Genomic DNA, 20149 nt, shown 5'->3' on the forward strand with positions numbered 1-20149 from the left:
AGTAAGGGCACGAGGCGCTTCAACCCCGAACTCGCCCCACCCTGTGGTATGCCCACGTCATGCTCGAACACCTTCTCTCGCCGACCAAGATCGGAAACGTAGAGCTGAGGAATCGCATCGCGATGGCCCCCATGGGCGTCGAGATCGTCGAATCCGACGGGTCGATCCGCGAACCGGTGCTCCGATACTACGAAGAACGTGCGCGGGGCGGCGCCGGACTGCTCATCACCGAGAATACCGCGGCGTGCTATCCGCGCGGTGCCAACACCGCCAACGAGATCGCCGTCTCCGACGATCGCTACCTGCCCGGCCTCACGGCCCTCGCCAACACGGCACACGAGCACGGCGCGAAAATCGCGATTCAGCTCGCGCATCACGGCAAGGTCGGGCGCTTCGACACGCGCGAAGGCCGTCCCCTCCTCATGCCGTCCGAGCCGGAGCACGCAGGCTTTCCGAAGGGCCCGCTCGATCTCACGATGGACGAGATGACCCAGATGGGCCGCGCCGCCGGGGGCCAACCGACGATTCACGTGGCCACTTCCGAAGATCTCGACCAACTCGTCGCAGACTTTGCCGACGCCGCAGAACGGGCGCGCCGCGCCGGCTTCGACGCGGTCGAGTTACACGGGGCCCACGGATACATCTTTTCCGAGTTTCTCTCGCCCGCGTGGAATTTCCGCGACGACAAGTGGGGCGGATCCATCGAGAACCGCGCTCGGCTCCTCTGCGATACGCTGCGCGCTTGCAAGGAGCGCGCGGGGCAGGACTTCACCGTCTGGTGCCGCATCGACGCCACGGAGTTCGGCGTCGAGAACGGAATCCGGTTCGAAGAAGCGATGTGCACAGCCGAGCTTGCCGCCGAAGCCGGAGCCGACGCCATTCACGTGAGTGCGTATTCCGACCCGATCGGCGCCGGCTTCACGCTCGGCCCCATCGTGCACGAGCCGTCGGGCTATGCGGACTTCGCAGCCCAGATCAAGAAACGGGTCGACGTCCCGGTGATCGCCGTGGGCCGCATCGAGCCCGAAGCCGGCGACCGTCTCATCGCGGAAGGGAAGGCCGACGTCGTCTCCATGGGTCGCAAGCTTCTCGCCGACCCGGAGCTCCCGGCAAAGCTCACCGCCGGTCGCCCACAGGACATCCGCCCCTGCATCTATTGCTACGTCTGCGTCGCGCAGCCCTTCTTCGACAAACGCGTGCGCTGCGCCGTGAACCCGATCACCGGGCTCGAACTCGAACGCGCAGAGCCCGCCCGCACGAGCGCCACTACGAAGAAGCGCGTCCTCGTCGTCGGTGGCGGCCCTGCCGGCATGGAGGCCGCGCGAGTCGCCGCGCTCCGCGGCCACGACGTCGTTCTCTACGAGAAATCGTCCCACCTAGGTGGGACCCTCCGATTTGCCGCATTGGTGTACGAACCCAATGAACGGCTGCTGCGCTGGTTCGAGGAGCAGATGCGGACGCTCGAGATCGACGTCCATCTCGACGAAGAGGCGACGGCCGATACCATTCGAGCGTGGCGAGCCGACGTCGTCATCTCCGCCGCGGGCGCACGGCGCGCGAAACCCGAGATCCCCGGCGTCGATCAGACCCACGTCTTCGACGGCAATGACCTGCGCGCCCTTCTCACCGGCGACGGCAGCGATGAGGCAGCAAACAAACTCTCCTTCACCGGCCGTCTTGCCGTCCGCGCCGGCCGTATGACCGGGATCTCGAGCGATCCGGCCAAGCTCCGCGAAGCGTCACGAGCGTACATGCCGGTCGGGAAGCGCGTCGTCGTGGTCGGCGGCGGCCTGGTCGGCGCGGAGATCGCCGACTTCTTCGCAGAGCGCGGCCGCGAGGTCGTCGTTCTCGAGGAGGGGCCGGTAATCGCAACGGAGATGGCCCACCCCCGGCGCTGGCGCGTGCTCTACGAACTCCGCGAAGCCGGCGTCCAGCTCGTGACCGACGCAACCGTTGTGGAGATCGGTGAAGACAAGGTGACGTTCCGTGCCCCCATCGAACCTGGGCATGAAGCCACCCAACAGCAGGCTCCCGCCGACACCGTGGTTCTCGCAAAAGGGCTGGATGCCAACCCCGCGGCCACGTCGGCCCTCGAATCGGCGGGCGTACCCGTCGTGTCGGTCGGCGACGTCAACGGCGTGAGCTACCTCGAAGGAGCCATCCACGACGGCTTCCGCGCCGCGTTGGAGATCGGTTAGCGCTCGCGCTTCACCGGGAACGCGTCGAAGTAGAACGAGAAGCGCTCGCGCAACTCCTCGGGATCCACACCGAAGTCGTCCTTGAGGGCGTAGATCACGCGCCCGTACTTTCCGCGCGGGTGATTGTCGATGAAGCCGCGCAGCTCAGCACGCGTCGTGTCTGTCATCACTTCTCCCGCCTTCTCGTAAATCCTCTCGACCATGGCCATGTCGTCGGCCATGAACTCGTGGAACGGGATGTCGATGCTCTGGGCTTCCGGCAACGCATCACGGTCGCGGACGCACGCCCGCAGGAGATGCTCCACGCGGTCGCTCCAATACTCGACGAGCGCCTTCACCTGGACCTTCTTCCGCCCGTTGCGTTGCCCGTAGGCCAGCATCGTCACCGCGGATTGGATGACAGACACCGGGTCGCGATGCGTGACCGCGAACGTCGCATCCGGGAAGGTCGCGCGCAGGACCGGCAGTTGCTCCAGATGCTGCGGACACTTCAGCACCCAGCGCCCCGGCCCGCGCCGCGACTGCAGGATCTTGAGCACCGTCTTCATGTACTCGTAGTGGGGCGTCTGATCGTGTGCGTAGTAATCATCCCGCCAGCGCGGCGACATCGCGAGCCACTCGAAATTGTACGATGCAAAGTTCGGGCCCATGAGCTCGAGCTCTTCGTGAATGTGATCCGGATCGAGCGGATGCATCGCCGGCAAAAGCGGCGACGACTTCTGAATAGCATCCCACTGCGCCGCGCAGCGCGCGTACCGCGGGTCTATGCCGTCTTCGCCGGCTTCTTCGTTCGGCATCGGGAGAGGCTCGTATGACTCCCACAGGGGCAACGAGTGCTTCTGTGAGTCCGCCGCCATCAGATTCAGGAGGTGGGTCGTTCCGGACCGCGGCAGACCGGCAACGATGATCGGCCGCTCGATCTCGACGTCGTGGACCTCCGGGTGCGCCTTCAGATAGTCGAGGATCACCAAGCGGCTTCGCGCGAACAGGGTGAGCTTGTTCCAGAGCGTGAGCTTCCCGATGCCCGTAAGACCATCGTCGGCCGACCACTCGTCGACGAGGAGACCGAGGCGTTCCAGGTAGTCATCCGGCCCGAAATCGTCGAGCCCGGTGGCCGCGCGCGCCTGCGCGAGAATCCCGTCGACGGTGAAATCGAGTTCGAGGGTGTCGCCGTAGGCCCGCACCGCCTTCTGGAAGTCGTTCAGAACAGGGTCGACGAGATCGGTGATGCGAATGTCTTCGGGCATCGTGGCTCCCTAGCCGAGCTTCTTTTCGGTCTGGGTAATCTGTTGGCGAAGCCACTTCGTCTCCCAGAAGTTCACACTCTTCTCTTCGAGCTGACAATGGGCGTCGCGGCTCGCGCGAAGCGCGGTCGCATTGGCGTCGTCTGCCGCGAGGGCGATCTCCGCGAGGTGAATGGCAGCGACAGGATCTCCGGCGGCGACCTTTGCCGCGGCGCCCGAGGCCACACGCTCGGCGCCGCCTGCTAGCTCCACGAGGTCTTCGTAAACGGTCGACACGGGCTCGGGATAGAGCTCGGTCGTCGAGGAGGCGTGAAACCAACCTGCGTAGAGTTCCCAAATCGCCCGGACATCCCAGCTGACCTTGCCGTACCCCTGGCCAACCTCGAGTTCGGGAGGAAGCTCAATCTCGCGCATCAGCTGGTGCACAGTCTTTTGCGCATTCATCCCCTTCACGACTTCGGCCTGGAGGTAGAGGACGGCACCCCGCACGCGTTCGATCTCTTCGCGGATTCGTTCGGCCCCGTGGATCGGGCCACCATGTCCCACCAAGAGAACTTCGGGCTCGAGGTCGCGGACGCGTTCGATCGACTCCACGAACTCCATCGGGTCCCGATACCGATCGCCCCGGATCGTGACGAGATTCGGAATGTGTCCGAAGAGAGCGCTGAAGAGATTCCCGACGAAGCAGATTCGGTGTTGGGGAAGCCACGCGATCAACGAGTCTCTTGTCTCGCCGCCCGGCGTGGCGAACAATTCGATCTCGAGCCCGCCGAGCTCCAGTCGGTGATGGTCGTCGAACAGGATCGTCGGAGTCGGAATCGATTGCTTGGCCGGCTTCTTCGCACCGGGCATGCGCCCCGCCGCCGTGATTGCTTCCGCGAAGGCGAAGAAGCTTCGCATCGTCCGGAACGTCTGGATCCGAGCGTCGTACTCCTGGTGCTCGGGATTGTTCGCCTGCGCGACGACGTCCGTCCCGTCTTCTCGAAAGTGATCGACCCCGCCGACGTGGTCGACGTGCCCCTGCGTGAGCAAGATGTAGCGCGTCGCCGACGAGTCCGCCTTGTCGTACACATCCTTGTGGACCGGGGCTTCGAAGCCCATCCCGGTGTTGATCACGATGCGACCTTCGGATGTCGAGATCATGTAGCTGTTCGACAGCCCCTCCGAGAGGTGGATAAAGTCGTTCACCTTCTGCGTCTCGGTCTGGGACGCGGGCTTGATGTCGAACGCGTTCGGACGGGCGCGGTATATCGGCGCACTCATAGGGAATATTCCTCCGTCTCTCCTCTCCCTCGCCCGACCGAGCGAAGCAACCTTGCGGCCGCCCGAGTGGCCGCCTAGCCTCTGTGGCGAACCCAGCACGGAACCGTTCAGGAGAAACCTTGATCCACAGCTACAAAATCGCGCTGGCCGCCGTTGGGGTGGCGCTTGCGCTGCACGCCTCGCCCACCCTAGCGTCACCCCAGACCGAAGTGGTCGAGCAATTCAATGGAACGCTCCTGAGCCTATTCGAGGGTGGGGGCGACTTCCAGAGCCGGTTCGACACGACCGAACCCGCCGTGAAGAAGGCCTTCGACCTCGGATTCATGGCGAGCAAGGTGCTCGGCCGCCGCGGGAAGGACCTCACACCGGAGCAAAAAGCCGAGTGGCTGGCTACCTTCACACGCCTCACCGCGTCGAACTACGCCGGACGGTTCGTGGGAGAGAAGGGGCCCTCGTTCGAAACCCTCGGCGAAGAAGACGGCACCCACGACACGGTCGTCGTCCGGACCCAGATCGTGACCCCCGGCAAGGACAACACCCTGCTGACCTACCGCCTGCGCGAGACGCCGAACGGGTGGAAGGTGATCGACTGCTACTTGAACGGAACCGTGAGCGAGATCGCACTGCGGAGGTCCGAGTACGGAGCGGTCCTGCGGCGCGATGGCTTCGAGGCTCTGGTGAAGGCCGTCAACTCGAAGTCTGAACAGCTGGCTGCGGGTCCGCCGGAGTAGCCGCCCCCTCCTCGACCTCCTCGTCCTCGAGGTGATGCTCGCGTCGATCCCAGATCTCGGCTTCGCGATTCTGCGAATACGCGCTTCGTAGCGCCGAGTAGTAATCGATCGAAGACTCCCGCAAGATCTTCAGCTGATCGTAGTACTCCTCGCGCGTGGTCAGCCCGAAGCCACCGCCCTGGATCGTCGTGAACACCAACTGATCGGCGAGCGGGACGACGAACGTCGACGGGCGGAACATGACGTCGACGGCGAGGCCAAATCCGTCGCGTAAGGTCGACGGACCGACGACGGGAAGTACCATGTACGGCCCCGGCCCAATCCCGGCGAGAGCCATGGTCTGACCGAAGTCGGATTCGTGCGGCTCGAGCCCGAGGGAACTCGCTGGATCGAACAACCCACCGATGCCGAACGTCGAGTTCACGACCAGCCGCGTGAGGGCGACCGCCGCGTCGTCCCACTCGCGTTGGAGCAGGTCGTTCACCATCGTCGTCGGCTCGCTCAGATTCCAGAAGAAGTTCCGCATCGATCTTCGGAACATCTTCGGCGTGACCTTGCGGTACGTCCACGTGATGGGGTCGAGGACCCAGCGATCGATCTCCTCGTTCACGCGGTGCGTACCGCGATTCACGCCCTCGAACGGGTCGGCCGGCCGGGGCGGCCCGACGTCGAAGTCGTCGAAATCATCGTCAAACAGGGGATCCGGGGACTCCGCAGCGACGGGGTCGGACTCCGACTCGGCCCAGCCGGCGGATGCGACGCACAACACTGCCGATGCAACCGCTCCTCCGAAAAGCAGGCACCCTAAACCAACCCGAGACAGCACCCCGTCAGGGTAGTGCAGGACTGCCGATGAGTCGAGGCGGGGCGGCCGGGGCGCAAATACTGGCGCACTCGCCAGCCCGTCACCCGGTCCTGACATCTGACAGCTCCACCAGACCTTGCTATCGTGCTCTCGAGGGTGGGGAGGATCGAGGAGGCAGTACGGGGCGCGCTCGGCGATTGGGTGGAGTTCGTCGCTCGACGCGCATCGGCGGTGGTCGCGGTGGAAGCCATCGTGACGCTCGCGCTCGCTCTCTTCACCGTCACGCACCTCGGCGTGAATGCAGACAACAAGCGCTTGCTGTCTCCCGATCTTCCCTTCCAGCGGGATGCGGCCGCTTTCCAGGAGCACTTCTCTTCGTTGGACGACTCGATCCTGATCGTGATCGACGCCGGCAGCCCGGAGATCGCTCGCGAAGCCGCAACGGAGCTGGCCGCGCGGCTCCGCGAAGAACCCGAGAAATTCAAAGCAGTGAACGTGCCCGGGGGCGACCCGTTCTTCGAGCAGAACGGCCTTCTCCTTCTCTCGGTCGAGGAACTCGAGGAGCTGACCGATGGCTTCGTCCGCATGCAGCCGGTGATCGCCGATCTCACGCGCGACGGCAGCATCGCGAACCTGAGTCGCCTCCTCCGCATGGGCCTCGACGAGACGAGCGGCGAGGAGAGAGCGCGCTTCGCGCCGATCTTCGAACGACTCGGAGATGCGACCACGCGCGTCTACGAAGAGTTCCCGATCGAGATCTCGTGGGAAGCACTGATGCTGGAGGGCTCGGCAATCGACCCGGGCACGCGGCAGGTCATCATCGTCGAGCCGGTGCTCTCGTTCGATGCGCTTCTCCCCGCCGGTCCGGCGATGTGGAAGATCCGAGAGCTGGCGGACGCCGCGGGTCTTGGGCCCGAACGCGGCGTCCGTGTCCGGATCACCGGCAACCCCGCGCTCAACCACGAGGAGATGCTCGGCCTCGCGGTGGACGTCGGCCTCTCGGGGATCGGATCCTTCCTCCTCGTCGCGATCGTTCTCCAGATGGCCTTCCGCTCCGGGCGCATGGTTGGAGCGGCCGCCGGAACACTTCTCGTCGGCCTCATCTGGACGGCCGCGTTCGCCGCCGCCGTGGTCGGGCAGCTGAATCTGATTTCGATTGCATTCGGGGTTCTGTTCATCGGGCTCGGGGTCGACTTCTCGATCCACCTCGGCATGCACTTCCAGGAAGAGATGCGGCACGGCACCGATCCGATCCGTGCGCTGCGGTCCGCGATCGACGAGGTCGGGACCTCGCTCCTGATCTGCACTTTCACCACGTCGATCGGCTTCTACGCCTTCGTCCCGACGGACTACCTCGGCGTCGCGGAGCTCGGGCTGATCTCGGGCACAGGGATGTTCGTCATCCTCTTCCAAAATCTCACCCTGCTGCCAGTGCTGCTCTTCTGGAGGCGGCCCACGGATGAACCGCTCGCGACTCCGGCGGGCCCCCAGCACTCGTGGATCGCCACGCCCGCCGCGCTGGAACGCCACCCGCGCGTTGTGGTGGGCATCGGCGTCGCGCTCGCTCTGGTCGCCGTCAGCCTCTATCCGCGCGCGTGGTTCGACAGCGACGTCGTCGCGATGCGGGACCCGAACACGGAGTCGGTGGAGGCCTTTCAGGACCTCCTAAAGCAGAGCGACACGTCTCCGTGGTACGCCGACGTCCTCGCTCCGGACCTCACGACCGCCGAGAGCGTGCAGAAGCGGCTCGATGAACTCGAGCTCGTCGAATCAACGCGCACGGTGAACTACTGGGTCCCATCCGATCAGGACGACAAAGTCGAGATCCTGGCCGACGCCGCGTTTTTTCTCGACACGCCGGAGGCCCCCCCGAGCGATCGAGCGCCTCCCACCGTCGCCGAGCAGATCGAAGCCCTCCGCGACCTACGCTCACTCCTCGATGACCCCGACCTCGCGAGCGACGAAGGACTTCTCTATCAGAGCGTGAGGGGGCTCCGAACGAGACTCGACACGTTCCTCGCCAGGCTAGAGGCGGATCAGGATCCGGCCGCGTCTCTTGCTACCCTCGAGCAGGTCCTGCTCGGCAATCTCCCCGCGCAGATCGACCGCATGCGCATGGCCCTCGCGGCCGAGCCGTTCGGGCTCGACGACCTCCCACCGGGTCTCCGCGGAGAGATGCTCGCAACAACGGGCGAAGCCCGCGTGCAGGTCTTCCCCAGAGCCGACCTTTCGGAGGAAGGTGCCCGCGAAGAGTTCGTGGACGCCGTACGCAGCATCGCGCCCCACGCCACGGGAGTCTCGGTAAACCTGATCGAGTTTGGCCGCGCGACCGCACGCTCGCTCCGCCAGGCGTTGGCCTTCGCCCTCATCTCTATCGCGATTCTCCTCTTCGTCCTCACGCGGAGCCTGCGCAACGTTCTTCTGATTCTCTCGCCACTGGTCCTCGCGGGGGCCTGGACGTTCGGCGGCATGGCGTTGATCCGGATGCCCTTCAACTTCGCGAACGTGATCGTCCTCCCGCTTCTTCTCGGCATCGGCGTCGATAGCGGCGTCCATCTCGTTCGGCGCTCACACGACGCGCTCGCATCGGGAAAGCAACTCCTCGGAACCACCACCGCCCGGGCCGTCTTCTGGAGTGCGATCACGACGATCGCGAGCTTCGGGAGCCTCGCACTCTCTCGTCACCAGGGAATCGCGACCATGGGGGAGGTCCTGGTCTTTGGGATGCTCTTCACCCTCGCGGCGAACCTCGTCGTTCTCCCAGCCCTTATCGAGCTGGCCCGCCGGCAGCAAGGGGTACAAGGGCGCGAATGACGCCTTCGACCCGGATCCGAAGAGAACGTGCAAGAGCGTTCTCATCAAGGAGAAGGTGATCAAAGCGGTCGGCAAGGGACCTGCCGTGAGTCTCACCACGCCGTTCGCCGGCACGTAAGGCATCTCGCTCGCGCTTCCGGCCACGGCATCGACGTCGACTTACTGCACCGAGTTCGGCGGCACCGAGAAGAAGAACGATGAGAAGGGCACCACGGGAGCCAACACGGCACAGGGCGGCGACACCGCGTACAAGCAGGCCTTCGGCCTCGGCACCAACATCCTCGGGTTCTCCCCGGAACCGATTTCGCGACCGACAACGCGACCGGGGTCGCCGAAGTACTCACGATCGACATGGCGAACACAAATTCGCCTCCCACTTTCTCCGCCCCCTCGGCCGCACTCGCAACCTTCGAGGGCGCCGTAGTGATGAACGAGTTTCTGAATGCTGGCGTCGCCGACCTCGTGCTGTTCCCCCTTGGCGACCAGGCACTCATCCTCGGCGCGCTGGAAACGCTGAGCTGCGACGCCTTGCTCTAAGCCACTCGGTGCTGCGCGCTCTCGCACGTCGGCTCGTTCTCGTCCCGTTCTTCCTCATCGGCACGATCGCTGGTGCGGCCGAAGTCGAGCTACGCCTCCTCGACGAGACGGGCCAAGCGACGTCCGCACAACTGAGCGTGATCGACGACAAGGGGCGAGCGCACATCGCGACGAACGCCCTCCCCGTGGGAAGGTGGCCCGGCTCCGTAACGCAGAACGTCGACATCATCGTCGACTTCCCGGCAGCAGTGCCAGCCAGGCCTTCCTCCCGCCGAGAGAAGACCTGTTCTGAAGATGAAGCGCGAGGACACGCTCAGGACCTTCAGCCGATGATGCCCTCGTCGCGCATCTTCTGAATCTCGTCCGACGCGATTCCGGCTTCGGCGAGCAGTTCGTCGGTGTTGGTCTTGCTCCAGTCGGGGACCGGAACCGGCTCCGTCGGTCGATCCATGCCCGCGAGCGCCGGGGCGACCTGACGAAACTTGCCGTGCTCGGGGTGCACGGCCTCGGTGAAGATGCCGCGGGCCTGAAACTGCGGATCCTCTACGAGCTCGTCGATGGAGTAGACCGGCGCCACGCACGTGTTCGCCGGCGGAAGCTCGGCCGCCCACTCGTCGCGCGGTCGCTTCGCAATCGCGGCCTTGAAGTCAGCGCGGATCTGATCCTGCACGGCGTCGTCGTACTGACTCTCGATCCACTGTTCGCACCCGAGGAGGCGACAGAGATTCGCGTAGAAATGTCCTTCGATGGCACCGACCGCGAGCCACTTGCCGTCGCTGCAGCCGTAGATGTCGTAGCAGGCGTACCGTCCGGTCAGAACGTCGTGCCCCGGCCCCGGAGAGTCACCCGTGGCCAGATACTGATCGACGTACAGCGAGGTGAGCCACAGCACGCCTTCGACCACGCAGACATCGAGGTACTCGCCCTCCCCCGTTCGTTCACGCCGCATCAGCGCCGCGAAGATCGAGAGCGCGGCGTGCATGCCGCCGGCCGCGCTATCGGCGACGGTCGCTCCCGGGATCGGCGGACCGCCGTCCTCGCGACGGTTGCTGGTGTGCATGTAGCCGCCGACGGCCAGGTAGTTGATGTCGTGGCCGGCCTGCAAGGAAGCGGGTCCATCCTGCCCGAACCCGCTGGTCGAGCAAGCGATGATCCGCGGATTCTGCGCCTTCAATTCTTCGTACGACAGGCCCAGCTTCTTCATCACACCGGGGCGGTAGCTTTCGATTACAACGTCGGCGGTCTTCGCGAGGGCGAGGAACGCGGCCTTCCCCTCGGGTGCCTTCAGATCGATGCGGACCTGCTCGAGCCCGCGGTTCGCGGAGTAGCTCCAGAACGCAGGCTGCGTCTGCAGACCCATCTTCTTCGGCGGAACGCCGACCTTGATGACTCGTGCGCCGTAGTCGGCCAGGATCCGCGCGCAGCGCGTGGCCGGCCCGACCGTAGAGAAGTCGAGGATCGTGATTCCTTCAAGCGCCGCAGGTCGATTCGCCATGCGCACGTGGATACGGGTCGCTCTCGGATTTGACAACGCCGCCGGTGCGCGGCTCATAGACAGCCATGAAGCGGGTCATCACCTTCGACATGCGCGCCCCGGAGTTTGGTGCGCCCGCCCGAGAACTCTACGCCGCCGCCCTCGACCAGGTCGCGTGGGCCGACGATCTCGGATTCGAGAGCGTCGGTCTCGGCGAACACCACGGCTCCCCGGACGGCTACAACCCGTCGCCGATTCCGCTCGCCGCCGCGATGGGGGCGCGGAGCAAGCGCATCCTCCTGCGGACGTCGGTGATCCTCGCCCCGTTCTACGACACAGTCCGACTCGCCGAGGACGCCGCGGTAACGCAGCTCGCCACAAACGGGCGACTCATCCTCGGGATCGGAGGCGGCTACCGACCATCCGAGTTCGAGATGTACGGACGCCGCTTGGAGGACCGGTGGAAGACCGTCGGCGAGACGATCAAGTTCCTCCGACTCGCCTGGACCGGAGAACCGTTCGAGTGGAAAGGCCGGCGTTGCCACGTCACGCCGAAGCCAGATCCGGCACCTCCCATCATTCTTGGCGGCGGCACCAAGGCTTCGGCTCGACGCGCGGCGCGCATCGCCGACGGCTGGTTTCCTCCGTTGGATCCCCGGCTCTGGACGCCCTACCGCGAAGAGTGCGTGAAGCTCGGGAAGCCCGACCCCGGCATCTATCCGCCACACGGCCCGATCTTCCTGTGGGTCTCGAAGGAACCCGAGCGCGCCTGGGAGCGGCTCCTCCCGCACGTCCTGCATCAGCTTCGCTCCTACAGCGAGTGGACAGTCCAAGCGTACGGCCGCCCGCTGGGGCCCTACGCGGAGGACATCACCGCCGAGACCGCAAAGCAGAGCAGCGCGTACCAGGTGCTTCGGCCCGAGGAAGCGATCGCACTCGGCGAGAGCCTCGGAGAGGACGGCGTCCTGTATTTGAGCCCGCTGCTCGCCGGGATCGACCCCGCCTACGCGTGGGAGATGCTGCGTCTGTATGAGCGGGAAGTTGCGCCGTTTCTGCGCGACACCACCAGCTGATACCCGTCGATCTCGATGAAACGGTTGCTGATCGGCCTCTCCGTCCTCTTCAACGTGATCACCGTCGCCGGCGTGGGCGGGCTCTACTACATCACCGATGGGTTCGCATTCATCCGTATGCAGCAGGAACGGTTGCGGTCCCTATACGAAACGCTTCCGATCGAAGAAGGAGACGTCGTCTTCTTAGGCGACTCTATCACCGAGGGCGGTGCGTGGGACGAGCTCTTCCCGGGCATACCCGCGAAGAACCGCGGCATCGGCGGAGATACGAGCGAGGGCGTTCTCGACCGCCTCGAGACAATCACGCGCGGCAAGCCCTCGAAGGTGTTCCTCAAGATCGGCACCAACGATCTCGCCATGACGATCTCTGCAGAGGATATCTCGACGAACGTCGGTACGATCCTCGACCGGATCCACCGGGAGTCTCCCGGGACCCAGGTCTACGTCCAAAGCGTCCTCCCGCGCGACAGCTGGTTTACTCCGGGCGTTCAGGAGCTGAACCGCCTGCTGGAGAAGGTGGCTGTGGCGCACGATGCGACCTGGATCGACGTCTTTCCGCTGTTCGTCGATGCGGACGGCGGCGCCATCCGCAGCGAGTACGCGAACGACCGGCTTCACTTGATGGGACCGGCCTACGTCGTTTGGCGCGACGCGCTCGATCCGTACGTGCGGAACTAGGGCACCGCAGTTCGACGGGGGGTCCATGCCTCGCCGCTGGTCGACGGCAATCCATGAGCCCGGTCTCGGCGACGCCGGCCTAGAACCCAGTCGTCTCCTCGACCTCGAAGGCCACCGGATCAAACTCCTCATCGGCGCGAGCCGTGATAACGCCGAGAAGCCCTCCGCACCGCACGATGTCGCCGGAATGGACGTAGTAGTGCCGCACGAAGCCCGACGTAGAGGCCTCGATCTCCAGTTCGGACTTGTCCGCTTCGATGATCACGAGCGGGCGGCCCTTCTCGACCCAAGCGCCCAGCATATGCGACCAGGCGACGATCTTCCCCTCCTGCATGCCCTCGCTGAAAGCTGGCATTCGGATTGGAATGGGCATCGGCGCGCCTACGACCGGACCGTCACCACCGCGTTGGAGATGATGACCGCGTCACGCTCCTTCGACTTCGCCTCGACCAGGATTGTGTCGCCTTCCTTCCAGAACGACGTGAGGTACGTCTCACCCGGGAACGCAATCCCGCGGAAACGCGCGGAGTACTTCGCGACCTTCGTCGGATCGCCACCGAGAACGCCATCGACAACCGCCTTGCAGACGATGCCGTACGAGCAGAGCCCGTGGATGATCGGACGATCGAAGCCGCCCTTCGCTGCGAAGTCAGGATCGCAGTGGAGTGGGTTCTTGTCGCCGTTCAAGCGATAGAGCAGCGCCTGCTGGGGGAGCGTCGTCGACTCCACCACACCGTCGGGCGCGCGGTCCGGCTTCGCGTTCGAAACCTCGGGCCCCTTCGGTCCGCCGAAGCCGCCCTCGCCGCGAAGAAAGAGCGACATGCGATTCGTGTAGAGCGCGTCGCCGGCCTCATCCGTGACAGCGGTCTCGAGCAACAGAAGCGCCGCCTTCCCCTTGTCGTAGATGTCCGCGACCTTCGTCTTCCCGCGCAACTTCGTCTCCGGCGGCAGCGGCTTGTGGATCTCCACCTCTTGCTCGCCGTGAAGCATCATCGCCCGGTTGAACTCGAGTCCCGGAATGCTGAAGATTTTGGCGGAAGCACCGGAGTTCGCGACCGTGGTGAAGCTCGGAAGAACCTTCAGCCTCTTCTCGTAGGTGTACTCAAGCTCGCTCGCGTCCGTCGCGGGCACGCCCGCTCCCACGCCGAGGTGGTAAAGGATGACGTTGTCCTTCGAGTAGCCGCCGTCCCCCGCTTCAAACTCGTGGGCGAGCGCTTTGTCTCTATCGATCGGCATTCGGGTTCACCTCGATCATGACCTTGGCACCGGCGTTCGAGTCGTTCGCGACCGCGAAGGCGTCGCCGAACTCGTCGAGCGGAAAGCGGTGCGTGATGATGGGAGTGAGATCGACCTTGGTGAGCATGTCGATCATCGTGGTGTAGTCCTCCGGGTAACAAATCGACCCAGCGAGGGTCAGCTGCTTCGACATGACGAGCAGGAAGCTCACCGGAATGGGCTCGCGGTGGAGTGCGACTATCGACACACGCGCATCCGACTTCGCGTTCTCGATGATCTGCGTGAGCACCGGAGCCGCGCCCGATGCCTCGATGTAAGCATCGCTTCCCGGCATCTCCATGCCGAGCCACGGACCCGTTCCGTGCAGTTCGGTGAGACGCTTCCATGTCTCTTCTTTTCCCGGGTTCACGGTTTCACGCGCGCCCATGGTGCGAGCGACCTCGAGCCTCGTGTCCGAGTAGTCCAGCATGACGACGTCATCGATGCCGCGGAAGCGAAGCGTTGCGAGCGACATCAACCCGATCGGGCCGGCACCGAAAATCGCGACCTTGTCGCCTTTCGACACCTCGGCCCGGTTCACGGCCTGCATTCCGACACCGAGCGGCTCCGCGAGAGCCGCCGCCGCAAACGAGAGCGAATCCGGAATCGGAAAGAGCGTACCGCCGTCGGCCGCGTTCGGGACGAGGAGCTCCGGAGTGAAGCCGCCCTGCGCCGAGCCGTTTCCGATCGAATTCCCGGCGCCCATCGGGTTCAGCACCACCCGCGTTCCCGGGGCAAGCTCGGTGACCTCGCTCCCGACGCGGAGGATCACTCCGGAGAGCTCGTGTCCCAGAGGAACCGGCTCCGGCGAGGGCCCCGCGACGCCGCCCAACCTCACGTACCCCAGATCGCTGCCGCAGATCCCGCACGCCGCGACCTGCACGACGGCATCCCGGGGACCGGGCTGGATCGGCTCGATGTCGTCGACCCGCACGTCGCCCGGGCCGTGAATGCGAACTTGCTTCATGCAGATGCTCTACGGGCCGCGTTTCCGCAGGTCAAAGGTCCCATTCTCTGCTAAGATTCGAAGCCGAACGAATGTCGACCCCACTTCCCCGCATCGCGTTTCTCCACACCGCGAAGATCCACATCGAGACCTTCGACCGGCTCCTCGCCGAACATGTCGGCCAGGTCGAGCTCCAGCACACGGTCCGGCCCGATTGGCTCGAACGTGCGCAGCGAGAAGGGCTCTCGGGAGATCTCCGCACCGCCGTCTCTCGCCACCTCGAAGAGATGAGCACGCATGCCGCCGTAGTCGTCTGCACGTGCTCGACGTTGGGACCGATCGCGGACGAGATCGCGGCGGCGGGCGCGCCCGTGTTTCGCATCGATCGCCCCATGATCGAGGCCGCGGTCCGCTGCGACGGAACCTGCGTCGTCGCGGTCTGTCTGGAGAGCACGATCGATCCGACCTCGCAGCTGCTCGAGGACGCGTATCGCGAGGCCGGACGAAAAGCGGACTACGAGATCACACCGTGCTTGGACGCTTGGCCGCATTTCGAAGCCGGCGATCTCGATGCGTTCGCCGCGGCGATCGCCAACTCCCTGCGGGTCCGCCTCGGCCGCGGAGACCGCGTGGGCTGCATCGTTCTCGCCCAGGCTTCGATGGCTCGCGCCGAACCGCTTCTCGCGGAGGTGGGCGTGCCGGTGCTGTCCTCACCGGCGCTCGCGGCTACCGAGGCGCTGGCCCGCTCGCTGGCCCGCTAAGGCGTCCTACTTCCCGCCCCACTGGCGGATGTCCTCCAAGAGCTTCTGCCCTTGGGGAGACTCGATCTTCGCCTTGCACTCTTCTTCCGAGAACCCGCTGCGCAGATTCCTGACGCGGGCGGACCCGTCGTCGAAGATCTTCGAGAGGATCTCCAGGTGCTGCTGCGAGACGCCCTGGTGCTGCGCGTACTTGAGGAATGCCGTCCGGACCGAATAGGGCGGATCCATCTTGCAGGTGACGAAGCGCTGGCTGATCTTACCGTACTCCACCGCCCCCTCTTTCAACTCTTCGAAGATGATGACGTCGATCGCGCGGGCCGGCGCCACAAGGGCCAGGCCGCAGACCGTAGCAAGGAGGATCCCGACAAAGAACTTGCTGGCTCGTGACATGATCCTTTCTTCTTACGGGATCGCTGCGCCTGCAGACAAGCACGGTTTCGAGGGGCGCTTGGCAGCTTCGGGCGGCCGCATTATGAAGTTTGGATGGACGCTGTGCGCAGGATCGCCACCGCTGGAACTCTGGCCATGCTCGTCGCCCTCACCAGTTGTGGGGATGGCGCCACCCGCACCGTCCAAGCCGCGAGCCAGACGGAGTTCGATCAACTCGGTCCGTTCGGGGTCGCCGCCTTCGACCTGATCTACGCCGACACCAGTCGCTCGACCCGAGCAAACGGCAATTTTCCGGGTCTGCCGAGAGAAACCTGCCAGTCCGTATCTAGTAGCCGTTCGTGCTTAGCGACCCGGGCGGCAGCGAGAATCCCGCCCCGGCGCCCGGTTCTTTCCCGCTCTCGAACAGCGCCGCACCGGGCAGCCCGACCGCAGGCCACATCACCGTGGGCTGTGCCGCCGTTCAAGGCGAGGTCGACGAAGAGGACGAGGGCTCCTTCGCCGAATCGGAGGCTCTAATGACCAACGGTGTGCCCGGAGACGTGTACCGTCGCGACGACTGCGACCTCGAACGGTTCTGCAACAACGGCTACGTGCAAACGATGTCTGCAGACCGACAGCTCCAGTTGGTCCGGATCGCAACGCTCGCGCACTTCGAGGCGAATCTTCGCGGGCGCGCGGACGCCGCGGCGTTTATCGAGAGATCGCTGGAGGTAGGCAACGCCGACACGGGCGTCCAGACCAAGTAACAGCGGTGGGCTAGTCGCCCGAGTGCGGTTCAAGCTTCACCATCAGAACGTGACAGGGTGCCTTGCGGAGCACCTTCTCGACGACCGAACCCAAGAGCCCGATATCGAGCGCGCTGCGACCGACGCTCCCCATCACGATTACATCGGCGTTCGATTCGGCGGCCGTTGCGAGAATCACCTTCGCCGGTTCCCGACGAGCACCATGGTATCCATGTCGACGGCGGGATCTCGGTGTCGGTCCGCCAGCGCTTCGAAATCCTTCCGGATCTGCTCGGAGATCACGTCGGAGATCCCGACGTCGGAAAGCGCACGGTAGACCTCCGTGTACGGAAAGGTGTCCTCCACCACAGACAGCAGCTTGAACTTCGCCTCGAACGGATCGGCGAGTTACACGGCCGCGCTGACGACCTCCTCGGAATGGTCCGGAAGGTCGGTCGGGCAGAGAATCTGGCTGAGATTGATCACTGGTCGCTCCGCTGGCCTGGAAGATGGCGGGCGGGCTGACCGAAGGGAAAGGAGAGCCGCAAACACTATCACGCAATGATGTTTGTTCGGTGTTTGGCCTCTGCGGCTCAACCGTGCCCCGCGCTAGAATGAGTTGATCCTCTACCGAGGAGAGCGCACGTCTGCGGCCATTCGACGGATCGTTTCGCTCGTCATCACGGGCTCACTTGCGGGAGCCGCGTGGGTGCAGACGGCGAGTGAAGAAGGGGCTCTCCGCAGAGATACTCAACCTTCGCACCGACACCATCGACCTGGACGACGCCGGCAGCCAGATCTTCAGCGCGTGGACACCGATGGGCAGTCTCGCTCTGTTGATGGAGGGACTCCGGGCGCAGGGATCCGTGGGCATCCTCGATACGCGCTACGACAGCTTCGACGGCGTGAACTCCGGCGACGACCGAACGCAGATCGCCCTCTGCGGCCAGAACCTGGCCGACGAGGCCTGCTTTACCTTCGGGTCGGGGCTCGCCAACACCTTCGGAATCGCAGCGCGGTTCTACGGACCTCCCCGCACCTGGGGGCCGGAGCTGAGTCACCGCTTCTAAGGGCAGCGAGGAGGACGTACTTCAGTGCGTCCCCTTCTCCTTGCAGTGCATCAAAGCATCCCGAACCGCCTTACAAACCAGCGCCCCATCCTGATTGAACGCCCGATGCTCGAACGTCACCACCCCTTGGGTCGGCCGTGACTTCGACGCACGCGCAGCCATCACCTCGCTCTCGACACGAATCGTGTCGCCGTGGAACAGAGGCGCAGGAAAAATGATCGACTGAAACCCGAGGTTCGCGACGGTCGTACCGAGCGTCGTCTCATGCACGCTGATTCCGATGACGGTGGCCAGCGTGAGCATCGAGTTCACTAGCGGCTTGCCGAACTCCGTTTCGTTCGTCGCGTAGTCGAAGTCGAGATGAAGCCAGGCCGGGTTCATCGTCATCGACGTGAAGAGAACGTTGTCGGACTCGGTGAGCGTCCGCCGGATGGCGTGCTGGACGACGACTCCGGGGGTCAGCTCCTCGAACCACATTCCCCGGACCGGCCGGGCTGGGGCATCCTTCTGCGTCATTCGTTCTCTCCTCCGCTGCCGGGTCCGATCACCCTCCGACGATGGATCGCTTGGCCACCTCTTCGAGCATGACCTCGGTCGCTCCGCCACCGATCGTCAACACCCGAGCATCGCGATACATGCGCTCCACGGCCGATTCGCGCATGAAGCCCATACCGCCGTGGAACTGGGTGCACTCATACATCACTTGGTTCACGACTTCCGCACCCCAAGCTTTCACGCCCGACATCTCCTTCACGTTGTCCGTTCCCTGCTCCCCGAGCCACGCCGCGTGGTACATCGAAGCCCGGACCGCGTCGACCTTGGCCTGCGCGAGAGCCAGTCTCTGTCGGATCGCGCCGAGGTCGTAGAGCCGCCCACCGAAGGCCGGCCGGTCCTGCGTGTATTTCAGCGTGAGATCGATGGCCTTCTGCGCCGCCCCGACACCCATTCCCACGAGGACCATGCGCTCGTTCTGGAAGTTACGCATCGTCTCGTAGAAGCCTCGGTGCGGCGTACCGAGGAGCTGATCGTCGGGGACGAATACGTCCTCGAGAACCAGCTCGGCAGTGTCCGAGCAGCGCCAGCCGTGCTTGTCCAACTGACTCGCGACCTCGAAACCCGGCGTGCCCTTCGGAACCAGGAACATGGAGATGCCGTACTTGTCGTCTGGATTCGTACGAGCCGCGACGATCGTGAGATCGCCGTAGACGCCGTTGGTGATGAACGTCTTGCGTCCGTTCAGGATCCAACCATCGCCATCACGCCGCGCCGTCGCTCGAATTCCGGCGACGTCGGAGCCCGCATCGGGTTCGGTCACCGCGATCGCGAGGATGACCTCTCCGGCGAGGACATCACCCATCCACCGCTCGTGCTGCGCCGGCGAACCGGAACTCACCAGATGTGGACCGGCCATGTCCGTGTGCACGAGCACAGTCACGTCGAACCCGCCGAACGACGACGAACCGAGCGCCTCGGAGAACACGGCGGATGCGACCGGACCGAGCCCAACCCCGCCAAGAGATTCAGGAACGCGAAGACCCAGCATCCCGAGTTCGCCCATCTTCTGCAGAATCTCCCGCGGAACCTTGCCGTCCTCCTCCCACGCAGCGCCCTGCGGCTCGACCTCCCGCGCCACGAAGTCGAGGGTCTGCTGGTAGATCGCCTCCAGCTCGTCGGTCATCCACGCGTTGCGTCGGCCCATGAGATCCAACTTAGCGCGTGTCGGGCCGCGCGTATAAGGCTAAGAAAACGGCATGGCCATCAAGCTCGTCTTCTGCTGCCGCCGCCGTCCGGAGCTCTCCCTCGAAGAGTTCCTCGAGACCTGGCTCAACGACCACGGCCCCCTAGTGAGGCGCGTCCGCGAGAATCTCCCGCAGATGACGCGCTACGTGCAGAGCCACCTTATCCCCGGCCCCGGCACAGACGGGCTCCGCTCCTCACGCGGCTCCGCCGAACCCTACGACGGCATCACCGAAGTCTGGTTCGACTCCCTTGAATCCGTAGGCGCCGCCACCACCGAAGAAGCCCTCGCCGCCGGCCGCGCCCTCCTAAAAGACGAAGCCCGCTTCCTAGACCTCCCCAACTGCTCCCTCTTCCTCACCGAAGAACACGAGATCTTCTGAGCGAGGGGACGTTGGTTAGTCTCGACCTTTTTGTTTAGTCGTCGC

Annotated in this window: 23 protein-coding genes; 11 read left to right on the forward strand and 12 right to left on the reverse strand. The window is 64.7% G+C overall.

The features are described 5' to 3' along the window. The first annotated feature begins 59 nt into the window (after positions 1-59). Complete coding sequence (locus P8R42_01855; protein ID MDG2303390.1) at positions 60-2198, forward strand: FAD-dependent oxidoreductase; 2139 nt, start codon at positions 60-62, stop codon at positions 2196-2198. Here the strand turns inward: P8R42_01855 and P8R42_01860 are convergent. Both P8R42_01860 and P8R42_01865 read right to left on the reverse strand, forming a co-directional pair. Further along, positions 2195-3445 (reverse strand): sulfotransferase, encoded by a 1251-nt coding sequence (locus P8R42_01860; protein MDG2303391.1) that lies wholly within the window; start codon positions 3443-3445, stop codon positions 2195-2197. The genes P8R42_01855 and P8R42_01860 overlap by 4 nt on opposite strands. Positions 3446-3454: 9 nt before the next feature. Then, positions 3455-4705, reverse strand: coding sequence for an alkyl sulfatase dimerization domain-containing protein (locus tag P8R42_01865; protein MDG2303392.1), 1251 nt, complete (start codon positions 4703-4705; stop codon positions 3455-3457). Positions 4706-4824: 119 nt separating this feature from the next. On the opposite strand from P8R42_01865, the gene P8R42_01870 reads away from it, so the two are divergent. Next, positions 4825-5436, forward strand: a complete 612-nt coding sequence (locus tag P8R42_01870) for an ABC transporter substrate-binding protein (GenBank protein MDG2303393.1) — start codon at positions 4825-4827, stop codon at positions 5434-5436. Here the strand turns inward: P8R42_01870 and P8R42_01875 are convergent. Next, complete coding sequence (locus P8R42_01875; protein MDG2303394.1) at positions 5393-6205, reverse strand: VacJ family lipoprotein; 813 nt, start codon at positions 6203-6205, stop codon at positions 5393-5395. The genes P8R42_01870 and P8R42_01875 overlap by 44 nt on opposite strands. A gap of 192 nt (positions 6206-6397) precedes the next feature. Between P8R42_01875 and P8R42_01880 the strand changes: the two genes are divergently transcribed. The 3 genes from P8R42_01880 (at position 6398) to P8R42_01890 (ending at position 9948) form a co-directional block, all read left to right on the forward strand. Then, positions 6398-9055: an MMPL family transporter gene (locus P8R42_01880; GenBank protein MDG2303395.1), complete on the forward strand. Its 2658-nt coding sequence runs from the start codon at positions 6398-6400 to the stop codon at positions 9053-9055. A 351-nt stretch (positions 9056-9406) separates the two neighbouring features. Beyond that, a complete protein-coding gene (locus P8R42_01885) occupies positions 9407-9592 on the forward strand; it encodes a hypothetical protein (GenBank protein MDG2303396.1) in 186 nt (61 codons plus the stop codon). A gap of 8 nt (positions 9593-9600) precedes the next feature. Next, a complete protein-coding gene (locus P8R42_01890; protein MDG2303397.1) occupies positions 9601-9948 on the forward strand; it encodes a hypothetical protein in 348 nt (115 codons plus the stop codon). Here P8R42_01890 and P8R42_01895 read toward each other — a convergent pair. Continuing rightward, on the reverse strand, positions 9915-11087 hold the full coding sequence (locus P8R42_01895) for a CaiB/BaiF CoA-transferase family protein (GenBank protein ID MDG2303398.1): 1173 nt from the start codon (positions 11085-11087) through the stop codon (positions 9915-9917). The genes P8R42_01890 and P8R42_01895 overlap by 34 nt on opposite strands. 65 nt (positions 11088-11152) lie before the next feature. Between P8R42_01895 and P8R42_01900 the strand changes: the two genes are divergently transcribed. After that, positions 11153-12139, forward strand: coding sequence for an LLM class flavin-dependent oxidoreductase (locus tag P8R42_01900; GenBank protein MDG2303399.1), 987 nt, complete (start codon positions 11153-11155; stop codon positions 12137-12139). Between the two features lie 15 nt (positions 12140-12154). Beyond that, entirely contained in the window at positions 12155-12817 is a 663-nt protein-coding gene (locus tag P8R42_01905; protein ID MDG2303400.1) for a GDSL-type esterase/lipase family protein, read from the forward strand. A 79-nt stretch (positions 12818-12896) separates the two neighbouring features. Here P8R42_01905 and P8R42_01910 read toward each other — a convergent pair whose 3' ends face one another. The 3 genes from P8R42_01910 to P8R42_01920 are packed head-to-tail and all read right to left on the reverse strand — an operon-like array spanning position 12897 to position 15059. After that, positions 12897-13172 carry a lipoyl domain-containing protein gene (locus P8R42_01910; protein MDG2303401.1) on the reverse strand — a complete coding sequence of 92 codons (276 nt, stop codon included), beginning with the start codon at positions 13170-13172 and terminating at the stop codon, positions 12897-12899. A gap of 26 nt (positions 13173-13198) precedes the next feature. Continuing rightward, positions 13199-14053: a MaoC/PaaZ C-terminal domain-containing protein gene (locus tag P8R42_01915; protein ID MDG2303402.1), complete on the reverse strand. Its 855-nt coding sequence runs from the start codon at positions 14051-14053 to the stop codon at positions 13199-13201. Next, complete coding sequence (locus P8R42_01920) at positions 14040-15059, reverse strand: zinc-binding dehydrogenase (protein MDG2303403.1); 1020 nt, start codon at positions 15057-15059, stop codon at positions 14040-14042. The genes P8R42_01915 and P8R42_01920 overlap by 14 nt, the downstream gene beginning before the upstream one ends. Before the next feature lie 71 nt (positions 15060-15130). On the opposite strand from P8R42_01920, the gene P8R42_01925 reads away from it, so the two are divergent. Beyond that, positions 15131-15799 (forward strand): hypothetical protein, encoded by a 669-nt coding sequence (locus P8R42_01925; protein ID MDG2303404.1) that lies wholly within the window; start codon positions 15131-15133, stop codon positions 15797-15799. 6 nt (positions 15800-15805) lie between these two features. Here the strand turns inward: P8R42_01925 and P8R42_01930 are convergent, their stop codons facing one another. Beyond that, a complete protein-coding gene (locus tag P8R42_01930; GenBank protein MDG2303405.1) occupies positions 15806-16189 on the reverse strand; it encodes a hypothetical protein in 384 nt (127 codons plus the stop codon). 338 nt (positions 16190-16527) lie between these two features. On the opposite strand from P8R42_01930, the gene P8R42_01935 reads away from it, so the two are divergent. Next, positions 16528-16935, forward strand: a complete 408-nt coding sequence (locus P8R42_01935; protein MDG2303406.1) for a hypothetical protein — start codon at positions 16528-16530, stop codon at positions 16933-16935. 10 nt (positions 16936-16945) lie between these two features. On the opposite strand, the gene P8R42_01940 is transcribed toward P8R42_01935, so the two are convergent. Together P8R42_01940 and P8R42_01945 are read right to left on the reverse strand one after the other, a co-directional pair. After that, positions 16946-17113, reverse strand: coding sequence for a universal stress protein (locus P8R42_01940; GenBank protein MDG2303407.1), 168 nt, complete (start codon positions 17111-17113; stop codon positions 16946-16948). After that, the gene (locus tag P8R42_01945) at positions 17110-17283 is read right to left on the reverse strand and encodes a hypothetical protein (GenBank protein MDG2303408.1); all 174 of its coding nucleotides are present in this window, start codon (positions 17281-17283) and stop codon (positions 17110-17112) included. The genes P8R42_01940 and P8R42_01945 overlap by 4 nt, the downstream gene beginning before the upstream one ends. A 353-nt stretch (positions 17284-17636) precedes the next feature. Between P8R42_01945 and P8R42_01950 the strand changes: the two genes are divergently transcribed. Next, complete coding sequence (locus tag P8R42_01950) at positions 17637-17984, forward strand: hypothetical protein (protein MDG2303409.1); 348 nt, start codon at positions 17637-17639, stop codon at positions 17982-17984. Positions 17985-18005: 21 nt separating this feature from the next. Here the strand turns inward: P8R42_01950 and P8R42_01955 are convergent, their stop codons facing one another. Both P8R42_01955 and P8R42_01960 read right to left on the reverse strand, forming a co-directional pair. Then, entirely contained in the window at positions 18006-18500 is a 495-nt protein-coding gene (locus tag P8R42_01955; protein ID MDG2303410.1) for a MaoC family dehydratase, read from the reverse strand. 28 nt (positions 18501-18528) lie between these two features. Continuing rightward, positions 18529-19683 (reverse strand): acyl-CoA dehydrogenase family protein, encoded by a 1155-nt coding sequence (locus P8R42_01960; GenBank protein MDG2303411.1) that lies wholly within the window; start codon positions 19681-19683, stop codon positions 18529-18531. Between the two features lie 52 nt (positions 19684-19735). Between P8R42_01960 and P8R42_01965 the strand changes: the two genes are divergently transcribed. Beyond that, positions 19736-20104, forward strand: coding sequence for an EthD domain-containing protein (locus tag P8R42_01965; GenBank protein MDG2303412.1), 369 nt, complete (start codon positions 19736-19738; stop codon positions 20102-20104). Positions 20105-20149: the final 45 nt, after the last annotated feature.

The organism is Candidatus Binatia bacterium (assembly GCA_029243485.1).
In the GTDB taxonomy this organism is placed as follows: Bacteria; Desulfobacterota; Binatia; order UBA12015; family UBA12015; genus VGTG01.

Bases quoted from the DNA above. Each gene is read 5' to 3' on its own strand.
- P8R42_01855 (MDG2303390.1), top strand. From the start codon at position 60: ATGCTCGAACACCTTCTCTCGCCGACCAAGATCGGAAACGTAGAGCTG.
- P8R42_01860 (MDG2303391.1), bottom strand. From the start codon at position 3,445: ATGCCCGAAGACATTCGCATCACCGATCTCGTCGACCCTGTTCTGAAC.
- P8R42_01865 (MDG2303392.1), bottom strand. From the start codon at position 4,705: ATGAGTGCGCCGATATACCGCGCCCGTCCGAACGCGTTCGACATCAAG.
- P8R42_01885 (MDG2303396.1), top strand. From the start codon at position 9,407: ATGGCGAACACAAATTCGCCTCCCACTTTCTCCGCCCCCTCGGCCGCA.
- P8R42_01895 (MDG2303398.1), bottom strand. From the start codon at position 11,087: ATGGCGAATCGACCTGCGGCGCTTGAAGGAATCACGATCCTCGACTTC.
- P8R42_01900 (MDG2303399.1), top strand. From the start codon at position 11,153: ATGAAGCGGGTCATCACCTTCGACATGCGCGCCCCGGAGTTTGGTGCG.
- P8R42_01905 (MDG2303400.1), top strand. From the start codon at position 12,155: ATGAAACGGTTGCTGATCGGCCTCTCCGTCCTCTTCAACGTGATCACC.
- P8R42_01910 (MDG2303401.1), bottom strand. From the start codon at position 13,172: ATGCCAGCTTTCAGCGAGGGCATGCAGGAGGGGAAGATCGTCGCCTGG.
- P8R42_01915 (MDG2303402.1), bottom strand. From the start codon at position 14,053: ATGCCGATCGATAGAGACAAAGCGCTCGCCCACGAGTTTGAAGCGGGG.
- P8R42_01920 (MDG2303403.1), bottom strand. From the start codon at position 15,059: ATGAAGCAAGTTCGCATTCACGGCCCGGGCGACGTGCGGGTCGACGAC.
- P8R42_01925 (MDG2303404.1), top strand. From the start codon at position 15,131: ATGTCGACCCCACTTCCCCGCATCGCGTTTCTCCACACCGCGAAGATC.
- P8R42_01930 (MDG2303405.1), bottom strand. From the start codon at position 16,189: ATGTCACGAGCCAGCAAGTTCTTTGTCGGGATCCTCCTTGCTACGGTC.
- P8R42_01955 (MDG2303410.1), bottom strand. From the start codon at position 18,500: ATGACGCAGAAGGATGCCCCAGCCCGGCCGGTCCGGGGAATGTGGTTC.
- P8R42_01960 (MDG2303411.1), bottom strand. From the start codon at position 19,683: ATGGGCCGACGCAACGCGTGGATGACCGACGAGCTGGAGGCGATCTAC.
- P8R42_01965 (MDG2303412.1), top strand. From the start codon at position 19,736: ATGGCCATCAAGCTCGTCTTCTGCTGCCGCCGCCGTCCGGAGCTCTCC.